Source organism: Brevibacillus jepli (genome assembly GCF_047229145.1).
In the GTDB taxonomy this organism is placed as follows: Bacteria; Bacillota; Bacilli; order Brevibacillales; family Brevibacillaceae; genus Brevibacillus.
Genome location: NZ_JBFEFW010000006.1, coordinates 169,462 through 192,282 on the forward strand (window position 1 = coordinate 169,462; position 22,821 = coordinate 192,282).

The 22,821-nt window shown below is 44.1% G+C and carries 14 protein-coding genes and 1 other annotated feature; of the genes, 9 read left to right on the plus strand and 5 right to left on the minus strand.

Translation table 11 applies throughout. The annotated features are described in order from the left end of the window. Window positions 1–51 precede the first annotated feature (51 nt). Genes AB1L17_RS09070 through AB1L17_RS09100 form a run of 7 tightly spaced genes read left to right on the plus strand, consistent with a single transcriptional unit; the run spans window position 52 to window position 12,290 of the window. On the plus strand, window positions 52–762 hold the full coding sequence (locus AB1L17_RS09070; RefSeq protein WP_412844272.1) for a vWA domain-containing protein: 711 nt from the start codon (window positions 52–54) through the stop codon (window positions 760–762). Between the two features lies 1 nt (window position 763). Continuing rightward, entirely contained in the window at window positions 764–1,552 is a 789-nt protein-coding gene (locus AB1L17_RS09075) for a protein phosphatase 2C domain-containing protein (RefSeq protein ID WP_412844273.1), read from the plus strand. Then, window positions 1,549–2,973, plus strand: a complete 1,425-nt coding sequence (locus AB1L17_RS09080) for a protein kinase domain-containing protein (protein WP_412844274.1) — start codon at window positions 1,549–1,551, stop codon at window positions 2,971–2,973. Before AB1L17_RS09075 ends, AB1L17_RS09080 begins: the two co-directional genes overlap by 4 nt. Next, window positions 2,963–6,133 (plus strand): DEAD/DEAH box helicase, encoded by a 3,171-nt coding sequence (locus tag AB1L17_RS09085; RefSeq protein WP_412844275.1) that lies wholly within the window; start codon window positions 2,963–2,965, stop codon window positions 6,131–6,133. Before AB1L17_RS09080 ends, AB1L17_RS09085 begins: the two co-directional genes overlap by 11 nt. After that, window positions 6,126–7,694 carry a hypothetical protein gene (locus tag AB1L17_RS09090; RefSeq protein ID WP_412844276.1) on the plus strand — a complete coding sequence of 523 codons (1,569 nt, stop codon included), beginning with the start codon at window positions 6,126–6,128 and terminating at the stop codon, window positions 7,692–7,694. Before AB1L17_RS09085 ends, AB1L17_RS09090 begins: the two co-directional genes overlap by 8 nt. A gap of 9 nt (window positions 7,695–7,703) precedes the next feature. Then, window positions 7,704–9,995, plus strand: coding sequence for an AAA family ATPase (locus AB1L17_RS09095; protein ID WP_412844277.1), 2,292 nt, complete (start codon window positions 7,704–7,706; stop codon window positions 9,993–9,995). 3 nt (window positions 9,996–9,998) lie between these two features. After that, a complete protein-coding gene (locus tag AB1L17_RS09100) occupies window positions 9,999–12,290 on the plus strand; it encodes a DUF2357 domain-containing protein (protein WP_412844278.1) in 2,292 nt (763 codons plus the stop codon). Between the two features lie 113 nt (window positions 12,291–12,403). Here the strand turns inward: AB1L17_RS09100 and AB1L17_RS09105 are convergent, their stop codons facing one another. Further along, window positions 12,404–13,579: a tyrosine-type recombinase/integrase gene (locus tag AB1L17_RS09105; RefSeq protein WP_412844279.1), complete on the minus strand. Its 1,176-nt coding sequence runs from the start codon at window positions 13,577–13,579 to the stop codon at window positions 12,404–12,406. 907 nt (window positions 13,580–14,486) lie between these two features. Between AB1L17_RS09105 and AB1L17_RS09110 the strand changes: the two genes are divergently transcribed. Then, on the plus strand, window positions 14,487–16,232 hold the full coding sequence (locus tag AB1L17_RS09110) for a reverse transcriptase domain-containing protein (RefSeq protein ID WP_412844280.1): 1,746 nt from the start codon (window positions 14,487–14,489) through the stop codon (window positions 16,230–16,232). Between the two features lie 315 nt (window positions 16,233–16,547). Further along, window positions 16,548–16,799 (plus strand) — a sequence feature (23S ribosomal RNA rRNA prediction is too short). A gap of 204 nt (window positions 16,800–17,003) precedes the next feature. Here AB1L17_RS09110 and AB1L17_RS09115 read toward each other — a convergent pair. The 4 genes from AB1L17_RS09115 to AB1L17_RS09130 all read right to left on the minus strand — a co-directional run bounded on the left by AB1L17_RS09115 (window position 17,004) and on the right by AB1L17_RS09130 (window position 21,527). After that, window positions 17,004–17,939, minus strand: a complete 936-nt coding sequence (locus AB1L17_RS09115) for a tyrosine-type recombinase/integrase (protein WP_412844281.1) — start codon at window positions 17,937–17,939, stop codon at window positions 17,004–17,006. A gap of 12 nt (window positions 17,940–17,951) precedes the next feature. Next, the gene (locus tag AB1L17_RS09120) at window positions 17,952–19,064 is read right to left on the minus strand and encodes a tyrosine-type recombinase/integrase (RefSeq protein ID WP_412844282.1); all 1,113 of its coding nucleotides are present in this window, start codon (window positions 19,062–19,064) and stop codon (window positions 17,952–17,954) included. A gap of 19 nt (window positions 19,065–19,083) precedes the next feature. Then, a complete protein-coding gene (locus AB1L17_RS09125; protein WP_412844283.1) occupies window positions 19,084–20,586 on the minus strand; it encodes a site-specific integrase in 1,503 nt (500 codons plus the stop codon). Between the two features lie 110 nt (window positions 20,587–20,696). After that, entirely contained in the window at window positions 20,697–21,527 is an 831-nt protein-coding gene (locus AB1L17_RS09130; RefSeq protein ID WP_412844284.1) for a hypothetical protein, read from the minus strand. Window positions 21,528–22,278: 751 nt separating this feature from the next. On the opposite strand from AB1L17_RS09130, the gene AB1L17_RS09135 reads away from it, so the two are divergent. After that, the gene (locus tag AB1L17_RS09135) at window positions 22,279–22,452 is read left to right on the plus strand and encodes a helix-turn-helix domain-containing protein (RefSeq protein WP_412844285.1); all 174 of its coding nucleotides are present in this window, start codon (window positions 22,279–22,281) and stop codon (window positions 22,450–22,452) included. Window positions 22,453–22,821: the final 369 nt, after the last annotated feature.

The window sequence follows — 22,821 nt, forward strand, 5'->3', positions numbered from 1 at the left end:
ATGTCGAATTTACCGGTATAGGTACAAATCTACTATTTATTGAGGTGTGGGATGAACCTGAACAACTTTGTCATCCAAGAAGCAAGGCCATTGCCTGTCTTTTTGCTCGTAGATACAAGCGGCAGTATGCACGGCGCCAAGATCGATACGGTAAACGTGGCGCTCAGAGAGATGCTCCATACATTGGCCCATGTGGAGGGTGCAAGAGGACAAATCAAGCTTTGCGTAATCACGTTCGGTCAGAATGTCGAAGTGCTGCAACCGCTGGAAAATGTAGAGAAGATTTCTCTGCAGCCGTTAACGGCAACAGGCAATACGCCGATGGGAGAGGCGATTGAGAAAGCAATTGCGTTAATAGAGGACAGGTATCTGGTTCCGGCTAGATCTTATACGCCAACAGTCGTATTAATTAGCGACGGCTTACCGACGGATTGCCCGTCGACTTTATACGACAGCGAGGATGCGTCCAAGGACGACTTCCTGACCTGGGAACCCGTTCGTCAGTTGCATCATGCAGAAAGGGCCAAGAAGGCTTCGAAGCTGGCGATGGGCATTGGACAGGATGCCAATTATGAAATGCTCAAAGCTTTTGTCAACAAGGAGGGCGTGCCCGTCATTAAGGCGAATGACGCGGCGGCGATCGCGAAGTTTTTCAAATGGGTGACGTTATCTGTCAGTATGCGGTCGGTCAGCGTAAACCCGAATACATTCGACGATGTCCCGTTCGACGATGTGTTCGGCAAGGACGAGTTGGTGTACTAACGTGTTGAAGCACCACTTCGCCTATGATTTCAACCAAGTGAAGACCGATTCTCGGGTGATGGAGACGAATGCGGTGTCTGTCACCGGTACAAGAAATATGCTGGCAAAACAAGCCAACCAAGACGCTTTTCTCGTCAAAATCAAGCCGAATATGGCGTGTATGGCGGTTGCGGACGGATTAGGATCATGCAAGCACTCTGCAACGGGCGCGAAAATGGCCGTCGCTTGCGTTGAGGAGTGGATCGAGCATGACCTTGAGAAATACAAGGATGTTTCAGACGAGGTGGTGACCATCTTTCATCGCAAGTTAATTAATCGTTGGAAAACTAAGGTAGGTGTCGCCGATTACCGGCAGTTCGACACTACCTTATTGTATTTGATCGTCACAAACCGATATGCGCTGGTCGGTGGAATCGGAGACGGGATGATTCTTTGTCATCTTGGTCGGGAAACTACGGAGTATTCGTGGGACAAGGACGACTTCAGCAACCGGACACTGTCGCTGGCTTCGAACGGAGCTGCGGATTTGATGAAAGGCCACTTCATCGAGCTTGATGAGTCCAGTCTGCCGCTAACCGTTATTCTGGCAACAGACGGGGTAGCTGAGGATTTGGAGCCCGCGAGCAAAGCGGCGTTGCCTGAATATCTGCATAGTGAACTGCTAAAGTCGAATATCGTCGATCTCCAGCATGAGCTCGAACAGTGGGTCATCCATTGGAAGACCGAGCACCATACCGACGATCGCACATTTTGTATGTTAAATATATACAACAAGAGGGAATTAATATGAGAGACAATCTGCTTGGTCAAACGGTAAAAGATACATCTGGAAGGGTCTACCATCTCGTCAAGTCTGTAGGAGAGGGCGCACAAGGTGTCGTGTACGAAACATCGGACGAATTCATCGTCAAGCATTGCTTTACGACGAAAGAGTGCAGAGAAGAACTCACGAAGCGATTTCTGTGGATTATGAATCAACGAGTTCCCAAAGATGCACGGGTCGTAACGCCGATCGCCGTACTGGATCATCCGAATACGGGGTACGTCATGAAGAAGGTGAAGGGGCATGAACCGCTCACTAACTACGTGACGGCGTCAACCAAAATTCCGTTCGCTGAGTGGTACAACCATCTCACCGGAGGGTTAAAGAAGCGGTTGGAGATCGGGGCCGCCTTAAGCAAATGCTTTCGCAATCTCCACCTTCACGGGTTGAGCTATGTAGATATTTCCCCAAGCAACGTATTGGTTGCAAGAAAGGTCAAATCGGTCGTCTTCATAGATCCGGATAACCTCACCTCGACGGGGACGTTCAAGACCAACATTCTCGGCACGCCGCGATATATCGCACCTGAGCTGTTTACTGGCGGACACCAGCCGAATTCAATTACTGATACGTACGCCTTCGCGGTCATATTATTTGAGCTGCTACGATTGGGGCATCCATTGTTGGGTGAAGATCTGCTGGAAGAAGAGCCCGAACGCGAGGAAGAAGCGCTGCGTGGCGAGGCTGTCTATATCGACCATCCGACAGACGACAGCAATCGGAATACGAAGCTGTTGCCTGCCAAATATGTGTTTACTGAGGAGCTCGCACAGCTATTCGAGCGGATGTTTGTCGATGGCTTGCACGACTATACGAAAAGACCAACGATGCAAGAGTTTCGGCTGGCATGCCAGCGAGCGGAAGATCTGCTCGTCGATTGCAACAATCCCGATTGTGGCTCCTCCTACTTTCTCGAGGGGAAAGAAGCAGTTTGTCCTTGGTGTCAAACGCGCGGTCCGCAGCCTTTCCGATTCGTTTCCAACGAAACCATTACGTTAAAAGCCGAAGTCTTCACGGGAGAGAAGATGGACGTTCCAACCAAAAATGTGGGCGATGTGCTTCTAAAGGAAGGATACAATTTGTTGTGCAGGCGCCATTTCGAGCCTGCGTCGTCATTGGACGGAGACGAAAAAGTAGCCGTGCTGGAACTTACATCGAGCCATGAGATCTATCTCCATACGTTGCCGGCGCATACGATCGTGCTTTTCAACAAGAGTTCGAGGAAAAATGCGTCATTGCCACCGGAAAAGAGGATACGCATCGTGAGCGACGATGTGATGATCTATAAGTTTACGGATCAGCTTCACGAGGTGGAAGACATCTTTGGCAAATGCGTCATCTGCAATTACGGCGTTGTGCTGAGTCAGGAGGATTCCATTGGAAGCTAAGCAGGTCAATTTTGGCAACGAAAAAAACATCACGTTCAGGGCGTCGTCTCATCTGCCGATGGAGATGGAGGAGACGTTCGTCGAGTATCAAATCATCGAGGACCGAATGTATATCCTGGGCGAGCAGCAAGCACGGTATGGATTGCAAGCGGAGACGGCTGCCCAGAAGGAGATACTCAATCACCTTCAGCAATATAACGGCCTATCATTAGTTCGGATCGATCAACTGAGCGGATGGAACGTAACGATCACAGTCTTTACCTATGCGGGCGCCGTGCATTTTACAGATGAGGAATTGTTCAGCATCGTCATCAACTCGTCTATCGATCGTGAGCTTCGAAAATTGGGGATCGGCACGACACAACTGCCGCAGTTTTTTACTTCGGAGTTTCTGTGCAAAGAAAGATGCTTCGCTATTCCCGCACAAGACGGTGATTTAGGGTCGCTCACGTTGGTCGGCGAAAACTACTTTTGTAAAATTGAAAGAACGAAGCAAAATATCATGCAGGTCACCGATATTTGGCGAAGGCGAAAAAACAACTATGTCCAGGGCGCCATTTTGTTGCTCAGCGGCAATATCGAGTTTCAGGACCAGTTGACACATACCGCGCAACAATCCGAAGCGACACAGAAGAAATTTATCGAGAGTGTCAAGGATAATCAACATCTGCTCAAGCTATGGTCGCTCTACAGCGAGCTAGAAATCGAAGCGATGAAGCAAGAAGTAAACGAGCTTGGAGCTATCAAATATGTGGATGCGGATATCGTTCCCGATCTGCATGGCAAGAGCGTCGCCGTGTTCAAGGTGGAGAAGAAGGTACCGTCGAGCTTCTATCAGACAAGCTTGGGATTCGCGGTCGTAAGCGAAGAGCATTTCAACGCACAGGACATCTCCTCCTCGTTAAAGAGTATTTATGTAGGCGATACCGTGTTAAAAGACAACGAGAGCAGACCGGTAGGGTATACCGAGCTGAGAATTGCGTTGGCTTCGGATATGTATGCGTTGCCGCCAAAAGGTTATGTGATCGGATCATTTTTGGGCTCTAAAACGATGGCAGATCGACGAGTGCGAGCGTTGGAGAAGATCGACGCTTGTCAAACTCCGTTGCTGGACTTAAAGCTGCTGCTGCAATCGGGGGAAACCTTGAATCCGGTTAAGAAGAAGCATTTTGAGCCTGTCAACGACGAATTGCTCAAGAAAATTTTTGGCGATAAAAAAATAACCTTTACCGAGCGTCAGCGGGAAGCGATCAATATTGCCGTAAACACGCCGGATATGGCTATTATTCAAGGGCCACCCGGAACCGGAAAAACTACGGTAATCCGGGCGATTATTGCGAGGCTCGGAAAATTATACGACGGGGATGTCAAAATCCTCGTATCCAGCGCCCAACACGATGCGGTAGACAACGCTATCGAAAATGTAGAATACGGCGGATTACCAGTGAACCGAATTGGCGGCAGGCTGGGCGAGGCGGAATTAAAGTCTGGTTCGTACATCTGGAAGTGGATTCGACAAATTTCGCAAAATTGTGACGAGATACTAGCGCGAGAAGGTGTCAGTGAATACCGTGCCGCTTTTCGAAAAATGTTGTTGCTGATCGAGGAGTGCAGAGATCTTGTTCACGATCGAAGCGAAGTTAAGCTCCGGCTGCTGTCAATCTATCGGCTGCTCGCCCAAGTAGATGTGGAAGAAGACGTCATAGACCAAGTCAGGGCTGTGATTTCTCGGTTGGAACGCAATCAGCTTGTTGACTCCCAAGCAGAGACAGAGAATGAGGCGGCAGAGCTGTTCCAGCTACTGGAGAATCAACGATTGACGAAGGCGGCGTTTCAAGACGATGGCCCGATCCAGCTTGCAAAGCTGGTGCGATTTTTAAGGCTCTGTACGGATTTTCAGATCGAGATACCCGATTTCTGGACTTCGCTTCGAACGGGGCCCGATGCATCTGAGCTTGACGAATTGCTCACTCGGTATAAGGACAGCCTCGATCGGATCAGAGCGACTGTTTTCGGTGAGACGACAGAGGCGGTATATACGGACGAAGCGTTGCTCGAAAAAGATCTTGAGGTTTTGTTTACGCGGATTTTGGAAGACATTCAACTCAAGGCTGAGCAGACGCGGGATTCGCTGGCTAACGTGATCTGGGAGTTTAAAGATGAATTGGAGAACCCTCAGAACATCGCGGAAATTATTGAAAAGTACGCAAAAATCAACGCGGCGACTTGTCAGCAAGCCGCGTCAAGAAAAGCGGCCAACGTGAAACTGAACAGATCCATTGAATACGACTACGTCATCGTCGACGAAGCGGCACGGGCGAACCCACTTGATTTGCTCATTCCGATGAGTCTGGGCAAGAAGATCATCTTGGTGGGTGACCATAATCAGTTGCCGCACTTGTTGGAAAAAGACATCGTGCATGAGCTGGTGAAGCGGAAGCGAGACCCGAAGGCTGCTGAGCTATTGCAAGAAACATTGTTCGCCAGATTGTACACGATGCTGGACAAGACGAAGTACACTGAGCATAATCGGACCGTTATGTTGAACGATCAATACCGGATGCACCCCGTCATCGGTGATTTTGTCAGTACGTTTTATGAGGAGCCTCTTCGTTCGGCTATGCCGAGAGAAGAGAAGCTTCATCAGCTAGGTTTATACAACGACAAACCGATTGCCTGGCTCGACGTCAAGCCATCCGCTGGAGCAGAGAGCGCTACTCGCCATCAGAGCAAATCTAGGGATGCGGAAGTAACTCGGCTCATGTCGGAGCTACATCAAATCTTGCATGCGAATCATACATATACGATCGGGATTATTACTTTCTATAAGAGCCAAGCGGTCAAAATTCAGGAGCAAGTCGAAACCCTTACCCAACACGACCAAATGCGGGTCAGCGTTGGGACGGTCGACTCTTTTCAAGGTAAAGAATTCGATGTCGTAATTTTATCGACGGTCCGCTCTAACGCCTACCATGATGTAAAAGATCGCGTCGGTTTTCTCGACTCCAGGAACCGTCTTTGTGTCGCATTTAGCCGCGGCAAGAGACTGCTCATCGTGGTCGGGGATGCCGAGACGGTTGCTTGGGATGGGGAAAGAACAATAATTAAGGAACTGAAGGAGTTCTACGACCTGTGCAAGAGTGAGGGGTACTATGAATAAATCATATATTACGAGCTTTGGGAAGGAACCATCAAAAGCTCACTGTATCGAGAGGAAGGTCGGGTGGCCCCTATATGTATGGAAAGCGTTAGTCCCTGAGTCTATGATCGGCGAGGTAGATATTTTGCAGCGATTCGTCCTCTCGTTGGCTCACATAGACCGGTTAAAGGATCACACGATATTCCACTCTCTGGCGTTGTCAAGCGAGCTCGTAGAGGCTGTAAAGCTCTCCTGCATAGAGAAAAACTACCTGGACAAAAACGGGAAGATCACTGAGGCGGGGAAAGCAGTTTTGTCAGGAGAGGTAATTCAACGCTCTGATGCGAGTCTGAGCGAAAACTACCAAAAAATATGCGTGTTTCGCGATGCGCTGACCGGCGATATCGTACCGCATTTTTCTATTCAATCACTGCCGAGAAGCCGCGAAGAACAGTCGGATCGATGGCTGCTTCCGTATAACAAAGCACATAGCGCAAAGCCGAATTTCAATGAGCTTGCCCATGCAGTGAAAATCAGAAAGTTTATCGAAAGAAACGTCAAGTCTGCTCAACAAGACTATGCAGCGGAAAAGGTGGATTCATCCACTTCCGGCTTGGAGCTGCCTTTCGACCTGACGGCAGACGATGAGGTGGATTGGGAGCAGGTCGGCAACGACGGCGAGGTGGCGGCGAGTCTTGAGGAGCAGCAGAACGCTCGGCCATCGTCTCGAAATGCTATCTCCAGCCGTTCCTATATTAAAATTTGGGATGATACACCTGAGCTGATTTATGCGGATGCGTCGTTATACATCGATCCGGATATGCCGAATCGACTATTTACCGCGTCACCGTTTGACGCATACGAGAATGTGTGGTTTACGAATCATTTATTGAATCAAGCAAATAGAGACGAAGCGATTCAGAGCGGATTGGATGGTTTCGTCAAAATGGCGCTAGAGGAATTGAGGGAGAAGTACCCGCTGAATAATCATCTGGATATCGAACTGTTCGTCCGCTTCCCTGCGATCGCCAACCAGCCCGAATACAAGGAACTAAAAGAACAGTTAGAGTCAGTCAAACGCGCGTACAATCGTATTTCCGACGGTCATATGGATTACGATACTTTCTATTTGCGGTGCCAGCGAACGTTGGAATGCCTGTTGGATTACTGTATCGCAAAGATCGATAAGCGTCAGGAGCTGGCGGGAAAAGTACAAAAGTACGACTTTCCTAATCGGATTCGGGATATGGCGATGAACCTGTCGATCGACCTTCCAAGCAATTATGGCAGTCCTCAGTTTGCTGATCGGATGGAGAAGGTTGCCAGGATGAGAGGAAACAGCAGCAAGGACAGAGCGCTCTTTTTGTTGCTCGACGCTCATTATCGAAAAGATTCAGCGTCCTTGATGGTCTTCAGAGATATGCCCGAGTTTTTCCAAAGCATCAATCTGGTTGCAGAAGTTAGAAATAAGACGGCCCATTACAACAAAGAGACGATTGATCACGATACGTCAACGGAAAGGGTCATGGAACGGCTCGAACTGTTGGTGATCGTACTCTTTTCCCACTTCTTGAGGAGGTAAGCACAGCTTATGTCGAAACGATCGAAAAAAAATTTCCAAGCACCGAAGCAGGACAATCAACCTACGAAACAAGACAATGTCCAGCGGCTTCTTGCTCAGCAGAGGGAGGAAGCGCAAAAAATCCTGCAAAAGGATGAGCGCGTCCTCATCAAAATACAGGAGTACGAGCAGTTGATGGAGGAGCTTGAGAAGGAATATTCACAAAAGCGGGAAGAAGTACAAGCCGAATATACCGAAAAATCAGCAGCGCTGCGCGACGAGAAGGATAGCTTCCAAAAACAGAAGGAACAAATGATCGAGGCGATTCGCAACGACGAAGAACAAATCCGATCCAGCTATCGCGACGAGTTAGCGTTGAAATGGGAGACAGAATTTCAGGAAAAGCAAAAGCAAAGTCACGATTTGCTGACTACTGCGCGAGAAGAAGCCGAGCGTCTTCTGACCCAAGCCAAGCTGGAGGTCGGCAGTGCAATGGAAGAAGCGCATCGTGTAAAAGTAGAGGCAGAACATACGAGAATCACGTTATTGGACGAAACGAGGAAGCAAATTGAACAGAGATATCGGGCGATCTCTGATGAATACGACCAGAAGCTTGCAGAATTAATGAAAAAGGAAACGGAATATAAGAAATGGAAGCTGGAATTGGAGCTCCAGGAAGAAGATATCGAGTATATGAAGCTGGAGTTTCAGTCCAAGAAAGCGAGTTTGGAAGACAGAGCGGCAAAGTTTTCTCCGTTGAAGGTCGAGGAGTTGCAGGGCGAGCTCGAATCGATGCAAGAGTTAAAAGAGGTGGATAAGGAAACGATCCGCCAATTGAAAACACAAGTGTCGCAGTTGAAGCAGTTACTCCCGGAGGACGAAGAGCGATCCATTGACACGATTTTGTCTGAGCTTGATGCCCAAAAAAGGGAGAATAATTCCTTGCGTGACCGTCTGGCGCAGTTGCCTTCAACCGAGGAGCTAGTGCGTCTTCGTGCGTCTTCTGAGACGTTGGACAACCTCAATCGGGTGCTCGATGAAGAACGGCGGAAGCGAAGAGACGCCGAAATGTTAGCCGACAATCTCTCCATCGGTGTCATGGAGCTGGAGCAAGCGAAGAAGACGGCGGAGACGCTTAAGACGTTGAATGCTCAGCTTAGGGATGAACTGGGTAAAATCAACGATGTGTATAAGCAAAGCTCACAAAGCAAGTTCCCGGGATTGCATGAGATTGATCTCAGTCTGTTAGAACAAGCTCCGTTCCGCCCGATGCCGAGCAACAAAGATCTCGAGGGCTTAGTGAAATATATGAGAGCCTACGGAGCGGAGAAAAAGGGGCTTTATTATTCGGAGCGGATGATCCGTGCCTTTATCGCTTCTTTGGCCGCTTCCAAGCTGTTAATTTTGCAAGGCTTGAGCGGGACGGGGAAGTCGAGCCTCCCGAGGCTGTTTCAAGAGGCGCTCGGGGCGGAAAACTCGCTCGTTCCGGTACAGCCTTCTTGGAGGGACAATCGCGAGCTGCTTGGCTACGATAACGACTTTACGAAGCGATTCAAAGAGACGGAATTCACCAAATTCGTCTATACGGCCAGTGCACCGACAAATCGCAACAAGATATGGTTCATTGTACTGGACGAGATGAACTTGGCCAGAATTGAATATTACTTCGCCGATTTCTTGTCAGTCATGGAGAAAGATCCAGAGTATTGGACAATCCCGCTTATTTCAGCAAATGACGACTCTCATCTCGATCAACGACCAAAGTATTTGGTGGATCAAGGGAAAAGCTTGTTCATCACGCAAAATATATGGTTTATCGGTACGGCGAATAGGGACGAATCGACGTTCGGGATTACCGATAAAGTATACGATCGGGCGCAAATCTTGGACTTCAAGCATAGAGAGGAGCCTTTCAGCGCGCAATGCAGCGAGAAGATCGCCTTGTCCTACGACGAATTTTTCGATTTGATTGAAGCGGCCCAAACGAATGCTACGAACGATCTTCGGAAAAGCGACTGGGAGAAAATCGCGTTGCTCGACGAGTATATGCGGGACAAGCTTGATATCACGTTTGGCAATCGGATTAAAGCGCAGATAGAGAAGTTTGTTCCTGTTTACGTCGCTTGCGGAGGCAGCAAGATGGAGGCGTTGGATCATCTGTTCGCGCATAAAGTGCTTCGTAAGCTGGAAGGCAGATATGAAACCTATTTGAAGGATAGTTTGAAAGAGCTAATCGAACTGATAGAATCGGAGTTTGGCAGAGGGGAATTCATGGAAAGCATCTCCCTTATCGAGCAGAAAATCCAGCGCTTAGGGGGGTAAAAGATGCTCAAGATCAGACTGGAAAACGAGCTTGGCTATAGTCAAGACCTCCCCTTAAACAGTAAGTCGCTGCAAATCGGGACGTATTTAAGTTACTTAGAGGTAGATGCCTCCCAGGACCCACTCGAACAAATTATAGTGAATGGCTCCCCTTTTGAATTGGAAAGGGATAACGACGTCGTGGTTATCCCTTGTTATTTCGAAATGAACCAGACGTGTGTCGTTCAAATCAAGAGCCAAAATCAATCGCTGCGGTATTCGTTCACGTATTCGGATTCGCTGAAAGTAGAGAAGAAGTCGATCGAGGCGTTGGCTGACTTTCACAGAAGATCTGTGGAGTGGATAGGTGTGGGCACATCTTCCGTAGATCACGTTATTCGCGGAATTCAAGAAGGGCAAATACCTTTGCTGCACGTACTCGATCCATTGACGGGTATCCACGACCAATCCCTTCTGGAAATGATCGAAGCGGCATTGCCTTTTGCACTTAATATATGCACCAAACCTAGACAACATCTTCGCATCGAAGAAGAAATTTTGGACGTCGAATTGGTGAAGCGCATTGGACCAGCTGCACTACAGCATTTGTCCTCCCATTCCGAGCATTGGAGAGCGCGGACCATTACCGGACTTGTTCCATCCAGGCTTCGCGCCGAGGTTTACGAGGACGACGTAAACATTTACGAAAATCTGTTTTTTCGCATGGTCATCGAGAAATTGTTAATCTTGATAAGCGAGAAGGATGCAGATATCAAGAAGGCGCTTGCGCAAAAAAATTCGTTGATCGACTGGGATCAATACGGTCAAATCATGAAGGATTACAAGAGATCCGAGTTTCTGTACAAGCTGCTCCCTAAGTATGACTACGAGACGGAAGCGGGGGTGAAGGGCGAACTCGAAGAGATGAGATCGCGGCTGAAGCGGTTGGAGAAGCTGCTTACCACGATCGTATCGACTGCATTTTTTCAAGGGATCGACAGGCATCGCAAGCTGGAACTGCCGATCCAGCCTACGAATATTATTAAAATGGATAATCGGTACCAAGAGATGTTCAAGCTGTGGAACAAGTTGCTTGAGTATGAGGGCAATCAAAAGATCCAAGACATTTCGAGCTCTGCTGTACTCAATCCGAATCATTATTACCAAGCTTACGTCCAAATCGTGCTACTCTATTCGTTCCACCTCATGGACTATCGGTTCTCCGGTGATTCCTCCGTAACCGTCTCGGAGAACGGTGCGATTAAACTTAACGTTTTAGTGACGAACGACCATTTCGAAATCGCCTGTCGCTCGGTAGCGAACCGCTGTCTGTCCGAGTACGTCGAATTGAAGCTTACTGAGATTCTCCATCACGAAGCCCGACTCCCTATGGCGTGCGAGATCGGGGACATTGCCGAGGAGCTGGGGCTGTACTATGACGTATGCGAATGGCGCGGCTTGGACACCATTCTGTTCAAGCGGAAGCCAACACCTACGTTGGAAAGATCGATAAGTAATCTATTCAAGAAAGTCAAGGACGAGAGCCCGCATCTAACGAGGGATTCGAAGTATCAACTCGAGACGATGGACAAAGTGTGGAGGAAATGGTTAAGCGAAGAGTTCCTGCGAATCAAGGGTCCGAGAAAGTTCACAATACGGATTCAGCCAGTTCTCGGCTCCGTTGGCAGAGATGAGATTGATCTGAAGAAAAATACCGCAGCCTTACTGGACGGCGGCCTTGTCGCCAATCCGTCCGGCAATATCGATCAATCGATTTTCGTTCTGCCTCTGGATCTCTTTAAATATAGCGATGTAAAGAATGAACAGGTTATTCACAGATTGATAAATTTTGGTGAAGCCTACCTTAACGGGGATGCAACCGCGTGGGGAAATTATCGAGTTGGGATGCTGCCCATATCCCAAACGGAGATTCATTCCATGCAGCGATTTATAAAGCTACTATCGCTCCATATTAGTAAACTAAGCATGGAATGGGGGATCGCGGAGGTGATGTGCCCTTCATGCGGGGCGGAGCATATAGAAGCAATCGATCATACAAGCTGGAGATGCAAGAGTGATACTTGCAAAGTACAGTGGGGAACGACTCGATGTAACGACGGCTGCGGGTCGGAGTATACCTGGATCAAACCATCCTTCGACGGCAATCACGTGAACCTGGAGGCGGATTCACCTCTCGAACTGCTTCTTAAGAAGGAAAGTATGTTTGGGCGACTGACGATAACGGATTTCGAATGGACGAAAGAGCGCGGCTCGACGAAGCTTGTCCCAAGATGTCCGAAATGCGGAACGGTTTGACCGGCTGCGGGGGAGGGGGCATTTCCCCAGAGGGATGCAATGTAGAAAGAGTATTGTTATAGTGAACAGTAATCAAATAACCCGAACGATTGATATGTCAATCGCTTGGGTTATTATGCTTCTTTTTGATTAGTAAGGGGAATAATTTGATCAAACTTATTGGCAGCTTCTTTGTCTGCCTTTGATAGGACATGACCATATATGTTCATTGTCGTGGTTATGTTGGCATGACCCAGTCGCTCTGAAATAATTTTGGCATGAACGCCCTTGTTAATTAATAAAGTAGCCGATGTGTGACGCAGATCATGAAACCTGATGTATTTTAATTTGTGCTTTTTAAGGAAACCTCGGAACCAGAGATACGGACTCTCAGGGTAAAATGCTCTTCCATACTGGTTAAAGAACACAAAGAAATGTTCTTCGTCACGAGTCTCCTTTAGTTTATCCCAGTCTTGAGTGCAGAACTTGTAATATTCCTTCAACTCAGAGAGGACACCATCAGACAAGCTAATCTTGCGTAAGGACTTTTTCGTTTTCGGTTCCTTAATGATGGGTTTCCCGTTAATAAAGTTTGCAATGCTTTGTTTCACATGGATAGTACCAGCTTCTAAATCAATATGTTTCCATTCAAGGGCTACGAGTTCGCCGCGCCGAAGACCTGTGGTTAATGCGAGTGTGATCATCATTCTCCAATGGTATGGCTCGCATTCCAAAGCTTGAAACAACAACTGGATTTCATTTTCATCGTAAACTTCGCTTTCTTTATAAACAACTCTAGGGGATTTTACATCGGCAACTGGATTGGACTTAATAATTCTCCACTCAACCGCCCTCGAGAAAATATTTTTCAATACGCGATAAACGTACTGAATACTTCCAGAAGAGAGCACCCCCTCCTTGCGATCCTGACGGCTTCCTTCTTTGCCTAAATCGCTGAGCAAGGAGACTATATGCATGGGTTTAATTTGATACAAACGAAAATGCCCAATTATAGGGAGAATGCGTTTCTCCAAAATTCTAAGGTATATAGACATTGTTTTGGTTTCAAGTTCTTTTATGGCGTACTTATCTTTCCATTCATGGATAAAAGCATTTAGAGTTAATTTTTCTGGAGCAATGTATTCGCCAGCTTCAACCTCAATTTGGAATTTTGCAAGTTCTATCTCCGCTTCTTTTTTTGTGCGACAGCGAACCGTTTTACAGTGACGAACATACTTGCCATTTGTGTCTTTTCCTGCATTTACAGTTAACCTCCAAGAGTTTTCTCCACGTTTCTGAATACTTGCCACTTCGTCACCTTCTTTTACAAATATACATTATTTCATTTATGTCCATAATCAATTAGAGGGATACACCTATTAAACGGTGGAAGCAACTTTACGCTTTCGATTCCTAGATTAGGTACTAAGCGTATCGTATCTATAGATCCGGAAATAGTCAGTCACAAATAAAAAAGGGGAGATCCTATTGGCTTGGATTGGATCAGCCAACCGGGATGAGAGTATATTTGAAAATGCTTCAAGTTTGATAATAATCGAAATCTGAAACCGCATATTATTTTCGGACATGGCATCCATTTCTGTTTAGAAGCATCTTTAGCACGTCTTGAAGGTTAGCACAAATCAAAAAGATATCCATTGAGTTCGCTGCCAAAGGGGGGTGATATGATCCGATTGAGAGTTGTAGAAAATAGGGGTCAAAAAGTTTCCCGGTTGGCGTTAGAAAATAAATAGTAGGAGCTTAAAGCTTATAACATGAATTCGGAAGTGGATAAAGCACATACAGTTTCATGAGATGCCTCATTATGCTAACAGGAAGTATAGTGGAATAATATTTAAGGGATTTTAGTGTTTTTTCTTTTGCATCGTTCTCTATGTAAGGCTAATTGAATGTGGGGCCAAATTCAGGTGAGTAACGCACTTGAAAATCAAACCTTGCTATGGGCAACGTCCGCTTTTATCTTACAGAATATGACTTTTCAGCAGATAAATTATGGTATATATTTAGAAGGATAAGAGAATTGGGGTAGGGTGCTAATTGATTTCCACTGTGTAATTGCGGTGGTGTATAGAAATGGCAGCAGCACATTTCGCTATGTTTACGCTTGATCACTTTTACTTGGTCTAATCGCCATGTATGAATAAGGTAGAATTTCCCTTCCCCTCTCTTTCCCTTTTAGATAATGGAGTGTATGAAATGACTCATTTTAATGCCAGTCCGACATTAAAAGCAAGCAATGCGCAGCTAGTAAAATCTCTTCGATCACTTCAAACCTTTGATGATGTTGCAAATATGTTGGAGATAACCCCGAAGCACCTTCATTATATTCTCTTTAAAAAAAAAGCTTCTCACTACTATAGATCCTTTAACATTCCTAAAAAAAACGGTGGCAGTAGAAAAATATGTGCACCAGGAAAGCCTTTAAAAATATTACAGGAAAAACTAAATAAGATATTTAGCCTGGATTACAAACCAGATGTTTCTGCCCATGGTTTCATTAATAATAGAGGAATTCTTACAAATGCAACTAAACATTTAAGAAAAAAATATGTTTTAAATATTGATATTGAAGATTTTTTTAATAGTATAAATTTCGGCCGCGTCCGCGGTGTACTTAAGGCGTTTTTTGGAATGAGCGAAGCTGCTGCTACGACCATTGCAAATATATGTTGCTACAACAACGTACTACCGCAAGGAGCACCTACCTCACCAATCCTATCCAATATGGTTTGCTTTAAATTGGACAAGGATATGAGAGACTTAGCAAAGCAATACGGCTGTGACTATTCGCGCTACGCAGACGACCTTACCTTTTCGACAACTCGAAATGTTTTTCCACACGCCATCGCTCACTTAGAATCAGGTGTTGTTCAATTCGGCCCTAAATTAATGAGTATACTCATGACCAATGGCTTTACAATTAAAAGTAACAAAACTCGCTTACACAGCAATCTACAAAACTTAAGCGTTACTGGCATTACTGTAAACAAAAAACCGAATGTGGAAAGAAATTATGTAAAAAAAATTAGAGCAATATTACGGTGCGTAGAGACAAATCCTCTTTCTACCGCACAACAAATCTATGAGAGCAAGTTACCGGCAGAAACGAGAGGCAAAACAAAAAACATAATGCATGTAGTAAGAGGGATGATTACTCATGTAGGTTATGTGAAAGGTAAACAAGATCCAATCTATGAGAAATTAGCCCACCGTTATAATCATCTAGCCGGATCAAAGTCATTAAAGGTCGGAGAGGCATTTTTAAATTATTGGCATGAAAATGTGTGCGTTGTTGAATTGGGATACATTGATAACGGGATCTTTTTGCCCGAAGTACAAGGAACGGGTTTCTTTTTAAAGGATGTTGGTTTCGTTACCAACGAACATACATTCAAAGATTTAATTCCCGATGCAATTGATGTCATTCAAATACACCTATCGAGGTACGGTAAGACTTCCTTTAACGCTCAAATTAAAATAATAAATAAAGACAGAGATATTGCAATATTAGAAGTAGACGAATATAAACCAGTTGGTTTCCAGTATGATTTCGTCCATTTTATTAGCCAAAATATTAAAGTTTTGGGATATCCTCATCATGGTCACGAGGATTCTTTACATGTAGTCCCGGGTGTGATCACACAGTATCGATCTCACCCAATGCCTCACACCTTCAATAAAGAGACGGGTACAATAGGAGTAATGCAGCAGCGAATTGTAACAAACGCAAGAATAGTACAAGGAAATAGTGGTGGCCCCGTCATTAATATGAATGGGCAAGTAATTGGAATTGCGACCAAGGGATTCCGTGCAATTAGCGAATCACAGAAAGATGATCCCTCGGCTGAAAATCATATTGTTCCTATTTCGGAAGTTTTTTCAATGTTAATAGAAAATGAACTGCAAAACAAAGAGCCTTCATTGAAAGCATCTGCTAGATGAGCATGAAAAACACCTTAAAAAACACCCTCAATTATTATTAAAATTATAGAGGGTTAAGCAATATACGAAAGCCCGGTCATTAAGCTGATATGAACGAGGCGGTCATATCAGTTTAATGAGAGGTTGCCGGATCATCTCCAGCAGCCTCTGATGTTTTTGCTAAGCTATCGATACACGTTAGTTAAGTTTTCATCTCCTGATAATTGCTCGGTATACAAATTTCGGTAAGGCTATTTGTCTGCGCAACCGTGATTTTTGTCCTTTAGCAACGGGGACGGTAAGTAGTCGATGCAACCACTCTCTATCTGTCGCGGGCGCAGGAAGTTTGAGGAGAGCTGTCCTTATTACGAGAGGACGCACCGCTGGTGCACCAGTTGTCATGCCAGTGGCACAGCTAGGTAGTTATGTGCGGACGGGATAAGCGCTGAAAGCATCTAAGCGTGAAGCCCCCTCCAAGATGAGACTTCCCACAGCGCAAGCTGATAAGATCCCACATAGACGATGAGGTTGATAGGCTCGGTGTGGAAGCGTGGTAACACGTGGAGCTGACGAATACTAATCGGTCGAAGTCCTATCCACACGCATAATCCACAAAGCAAGTATGCAGATCCAGCTTTGAAGGAATGAATAACTAGACCCAATGTTATCTCATGTAGATAGCACTGGGTCTGTTTATTGTTTTGTTTGTGAATAGACCTCTAATAGAATTTGTCATGAAGGGGATTTCAGCAGCCTATAACGGAGAGCATATAGCTCAAGTGGTGATATATCCTACGATCCTTCCTCTAGTATTTTTGCCAAATCAACCAGAGGTGGAACGTAACGAAGAGTAGTGCTTAGAATCTTGTGCCCCAGTTGGTGTTGGATCTCAATGATACCCATTCCACCAGCTTGCATCAAATAACCCGTAGTACGTCTTAAATCATGTGGAGTCAGATTACGTGATAGTCCAGCTTTTGCACTTAGCTCTTTCAACATGCTTCTTATTTTGTCATAAGAAAATACTTTCCCTTCGTGATTAAAAAGAAATTCATCCCCTTGGTTTGACCAGGTTACATAACTGGGATGATTGACATAACGCTTTAGTTCTATTGCTAGAGATTCAGAAATAGTAGCTACTCGACGCTCCGTTTTTTGACCATCTTTCACTCTTACCATTCTTGTGTCCAAATTAACACTTGATCTTCGAAGAAAGCGAACTTCCGAAATGCGTAAGCCTGTAATCAACATAAACCATATTAGGACGAACCATTGACGATAAAATGGGTCCTCCTTAATGGCAGCTTCAAGCAGTTCCAAACATTCTTCTTTAGATAACGCTGTATTTTTGATTGGTGATTTATACGTAGAATACCGATAGGATTGCATAGGATGATGTTCTATCAATTCCATGTCATATAAAAAATCGAAAAAGTTTTTAAGTGCTTTAACTGTAGCAGACACCGAACATGGAGTGGCCTTTTTTTCGTTATGTAAAAATTGAACAAAGTTTTCGATAAAACTTTCTTGAATCGGGAGATATCGGTCCGGGTGAGCACGGCTAGCATGAAATTTGTCAAAATCTAACTGACCTTCGAATTCCTTTAGCAGTAAGAATTCTTGGAATCTTTTTAGGTAGATTTTATAATTCCGTTTGGTATTTGGTCGTAAATTGGCATATTCATTCCAATACTGAAAATAAAATGACTGGAAGAATAAATTTTTCAAGAAAATCGCCCCTTAATTATGAAAGAAATCAGTTGCTCTTATCTGAGCTAACGGGTGCTTATCGATGGCATGGACGAGCATGTTATTAAACAGCTTCAAATAAACTTCTGTTGAACTCAGCCTTTCGTGACGCATTAGTTCTTTGATTGTGTAGATATTGACGCCGGACTCAAGTAGGTACAGGGCAAAAGAATGACGAAAGGAGTGTGTGGAGAGTTGGTACGATTTTTTATCAAACTCGGAGATCGTTTTAGCTTCGTCTATAAGTGCGGAAATCATTTTTTGAACTGTACTATCATGAAGAGGAGATATCCCCTTGTCACTTGAGAAGATATATCGCTCTTGATAAGCCGGTTCGTTCTCGACGCCTCCATATCGAAATTTCACATACGCAGAGAGGATATCCAGGGATGACTTTGTAATTTTATTAGGTTGTTTATAGCCTTTTTTTCCTTTTCCTCGTACTAAGATCTCTTGCCTCGATGGAATGATATCTCCAACTTGAAGATGGCATAGTTCATTTAGCCGAATCCCGGATCCAAGGAAAGTCCACAAGATCGTGAAGTTACGGTGCGCCTCTTTGCCTAAGCGGACAAGATTTAAAAGCTCATCTAGTTGTTCTTTTGTAAATGCCCGAGGCTCCCGATTCCTATCGATGTCTATAGAAAGGGGACGCTTAAGCTTTTCAATAGACCCCTGAAAAAAATGAGCATGAACCTCTCCAAGAAAGCTACGTAGAAAAGCGGACTTTTTGTTGCGTGTATTTGGCTTCTTTACGGGAGCCAGATAATCGTTTAAGAAAGTCGCAGCTGAGATCTGCGCAATAGTAGGTTGCCCCCCTAATCGTTGGCGGCAGTAATCGGAAAAAAGGTTCATTTCATACTTGTAGACCTGTTGAGAGGATTTGGCTAGACCAGTGAATGCATCACTTGAATAATAATGAGCAATGGCTTCGTTTAATGTTACTTCTTGTTGTTTGGTTTTATCTTGACTTGATTGAATCGGCATCCAGTCAAATCGGCTCAATGCTTGTTGGATCTGGAACGGACCGAACTTTTCAGCAAGACTTTCAAGTGCTTCTTCAAGGAAGAGCTCTTTTGATACTTCTTCATCATATAGAGGCAATGTAATTCCCACCTTTATGCTACTTGTAGTTGAGCAAATTTATCTGATTGATCAATTGTTGCTGTCCCAAATGCACGTAAATACTTACCGTATTGAGATTTTGTACACGCGCCAACTCTTTCATTGCCTGAGGAAGAATTCCCTTTTGGGCTAATCGAGATAAAAATATGTGTCGGAAGAAATGAACTCCACCAGGAAATGACCAATCTGCGATGAGCGCATAAAGTTTATAGTTGAGATAAATTCTGTTTGCAATAGATGTGGGGTTATCCCCCAATAGAAGGTTCGAAGTCTCTGCTCGATTTTTACTTAGTTCACAAATACTTTCGAAAAGTGAACCAGCTAGAGGCAGGAGATGTTCCTTTCCCCCTTTACTGTGAATGGCAAGCGTTTTGTTCCCCAAGTTAATATCATTCCATGTAACACGGGATACTTCCGATAAGCGTAGCCCGAGATACAAAAGGAGGCCATAAGCAACACGGTCTCGACAAGGGGAATCTGAGTAATCATTGATGACTTCAAAAAAATTGGCTAACTGTTGATTGGTTGGAATTTCTCGAAAATAATAACGTGGAGCCTTGATAGCACGGAAATTTTGCAAAGGAGCAGAGAATCCAAACTGTTTTTTCAAAAAAAGGAAAAAGGAACGAATATTGTACATCGCGTGCTCGAAAGTAATGGCACTACAGCTACCTTCTTTTACTAGTTTCCGTTTATAGGAACGGTATGCTAGAAGGTGCGTGTTGCTTATACGAATAATGGGGATCTCGTGAGGGGATATACCATTAAAATCTTGGACATTTGCAGAGAGCCACGACAAGAGATCGTTGAGAGTGTACAAGCAAAGACGACACTGTTTTTGAGATAACCCTCTTTTAATGAGATGTTTTTGATACGCTAGGACTTTGGGATGAATCAGTTTGTGATCTCGTTTTTGTTTTGGAAAAACCAATTTGGTCTCAATCAGACCTGCTAACCTCATTCTTTTTTCTATGAAGCGTACAATGGACTTTTTAGGTTCGGAAAGTGTAAGGTTAGCGATTAAATAATTCAATGTACTTAGACTAAAAATGTGTTCGTTTTCAAGATCACAGAGAGAAATTTGGTGATATCGAACTACCATTTGTTGCATCTCAACGACACCTTTGTATGCAACATAGAACCACTGTGGAGAATTATTTATGCATCTTCGCAGATAATCTTTCAAAACACTTGGGTAAATCTCCGTAGAGATTTTGTTATCCCAAATCCATCGATTAATTCCATACTGCTGTTTTTTTGAAGAGCTCACCTTGGATGGTGATAGCGAAGGGGTCAAACTCTCTGCATATAGCATATCCTCAAGCTTCCTTCTTGTGATTTTTTTAATATCATGTTTGTCACAAGCAGGGGGGATTATACATTCATTGGGGAGAATCTTTTCGGCAAAAACATGCTTCTGCCGAAAAGATTGTGTACTTTCTACTTTGCTGTTGTTTCCGGATTGTTGATTTTCCGGGGATTTTGCTTCGAGGTTATCCATCTTCATTCCTCCATTCATGTCTTACTTGCTGTTTAGCATGGACATGTATTGCTAGGTGCCTAAAAATCCTTAGTAAACTAAGGAAAATCGATGGAGGAGAGAAGATGGTATTACAATAGACTGTGACATTCCGTTTGATCACGGTATACTTTCAGTTCATGCAGGATTCCATTATACGAGTTTCTAGATTTCCCCTTGGGAATAATGACCCATAACGACCGAAAATTTCGTTTAAACGGAAGAAAGGTCGTAACAAGATGTTTAGCCTGTGGGAAAAGTTCACAAATCCTTTTCCGAAGCTCTTTATCTATTAAGGGCTCATTGTTGAGATGGAACTCAAAATAATCGAATTCGTGATAGGTCGTAACCCAACGACCAGAAATTCGATCAGACTCTTTATTGAGTAATACTTGAGGATCGGTGATCACATAACCGCGAATACTCGTCACATTTGTCCTTTCAGCTGGTACCTCTTTTATACCAATTGATTTGGAAACCCCATGATAAAAGTATTCAGGCGATTCTCTGAAAGAGTCTTTAACTGGATTTTTTAGATTAATGAGCTGATACGGATGATTAAAGAGAATGCTAAGCTGAAAAGGTCGTGGCATGTCTGGCATGGTAGCTTTATTAAAAAGGTTACTTGCCGCACCGTCTGATATGCCTAATTCTTGCATGATATTTACTTGTTTAAGATTAAATAATTTTAAACAAAGCATCCGTCTGAAGTTAACGTCGGGATCACACATCAACTTTTCCCAACATTCTATGGAACTTTGTATGATTAGAAGTTCATGGTAATTAAGCTGCAGTACTGTTTCTTGAACTTCCAACAATTTCGCGTTGCTGATGTTTGCATCTGCCAACTTCTCAAAATAGTTCTCAACAACTGGAATTACTGCCTTTCGATTCAGCTTGTAACTTTCTGGGTTAAAGGTCATTTGATCATCACCATTAACCATAATACATTGAATTTATAGACACCGTAGAAATCCTTAGTTAGACTAAGGATTTCCATTAACTTAAATGCATAGAATTGTTGAAGATCCTTAGTTAGACTAAGGATCTTCAACCACGGCATTGAAATGGAAAAACTTGTTCCTATAACGAATGCACCTCCCGAAAAATTAATTGAGATACACATGCAAACAAGAATAAATAAAAAACACTTTGTGTATAAAGATCGACAAAGTGTTTTACTCGACTAGTAGTTGTGCTTGATGACATAAAGGGATGTCCTTTTGTCATAAGGCGCCGTAACTTTGAAATGGAATTTACCAAACTCCAATAAGTTTGGTGATATGCTTGTCCTCTGGAATCAGTGTCTCGATTGACATCACTTTCTTGTGCTCTTCCACATGACGATTGATTTCTTTAGAAGGGGAGGGATTCTATTCATAGTTTCGTAGAATACATTTGTTAAATTGTTTACCAATAAAGTACTTTATTGGAAGCCTTGTATGTGGTTTTTTTTACTAAGAGACCTGTCCTTTTTGCATGAAGAATGGAATTTGGCCATTTGCAATCATGACGTTAGCGCATTTGGGATGCGTATGAACGATCGAGGATCGTAGTCTTTGTCATTTTCGCCCGTTGGGAATACGAGGCAACATAAGAGGATATTTCAGTTATATGATAACCGTTGAGAATAATCAACTAAAATAATGAATTTCAGAAAGGGAACGATTGTAAATGCAGAAGGTCTATTCAGTTACTTCAATAGCAGAGTATTTAAATGTATCGACGGATAGCATCTATGCAATGGTCCGTGAGAAACAAATTCCTCATGTTAGAATTCGAAAAAGAATTTTGTTTCACATGGACATTATCGAAGAATGGTTAAAAAATCAACATGAAGTAAATTAGAATTCTTAAGTTTAGAAGTGGTTTCACCCCTCAAAATTAGAGTCTTTCTCCCTTGTTCTTGCATTTTCATATGATTTTTCTCTTCTTCACCACCTGTGAGTGTAGGAAGTGAAAAATCCAGTGTCAAGGAGTTCACTTGACCCCAGACTTTTCACTTCATGCTTGTCGGTTAAGTCGAAGAAGAATCACTCTGCAACCCTTTGCCACATTAAACTACCACAACAAATGATTTTATGTGTTGCAGGGCAAAAATCTGACAGAGTGAAATTATAATGAAAACGAAGAGCGCGTACTAATTTGGCGGCATGTGAAAGAGCCAGGTTAATATGCGTTTTTTGTGTTGAGAACATACGTTCAGTGACAAGCTAG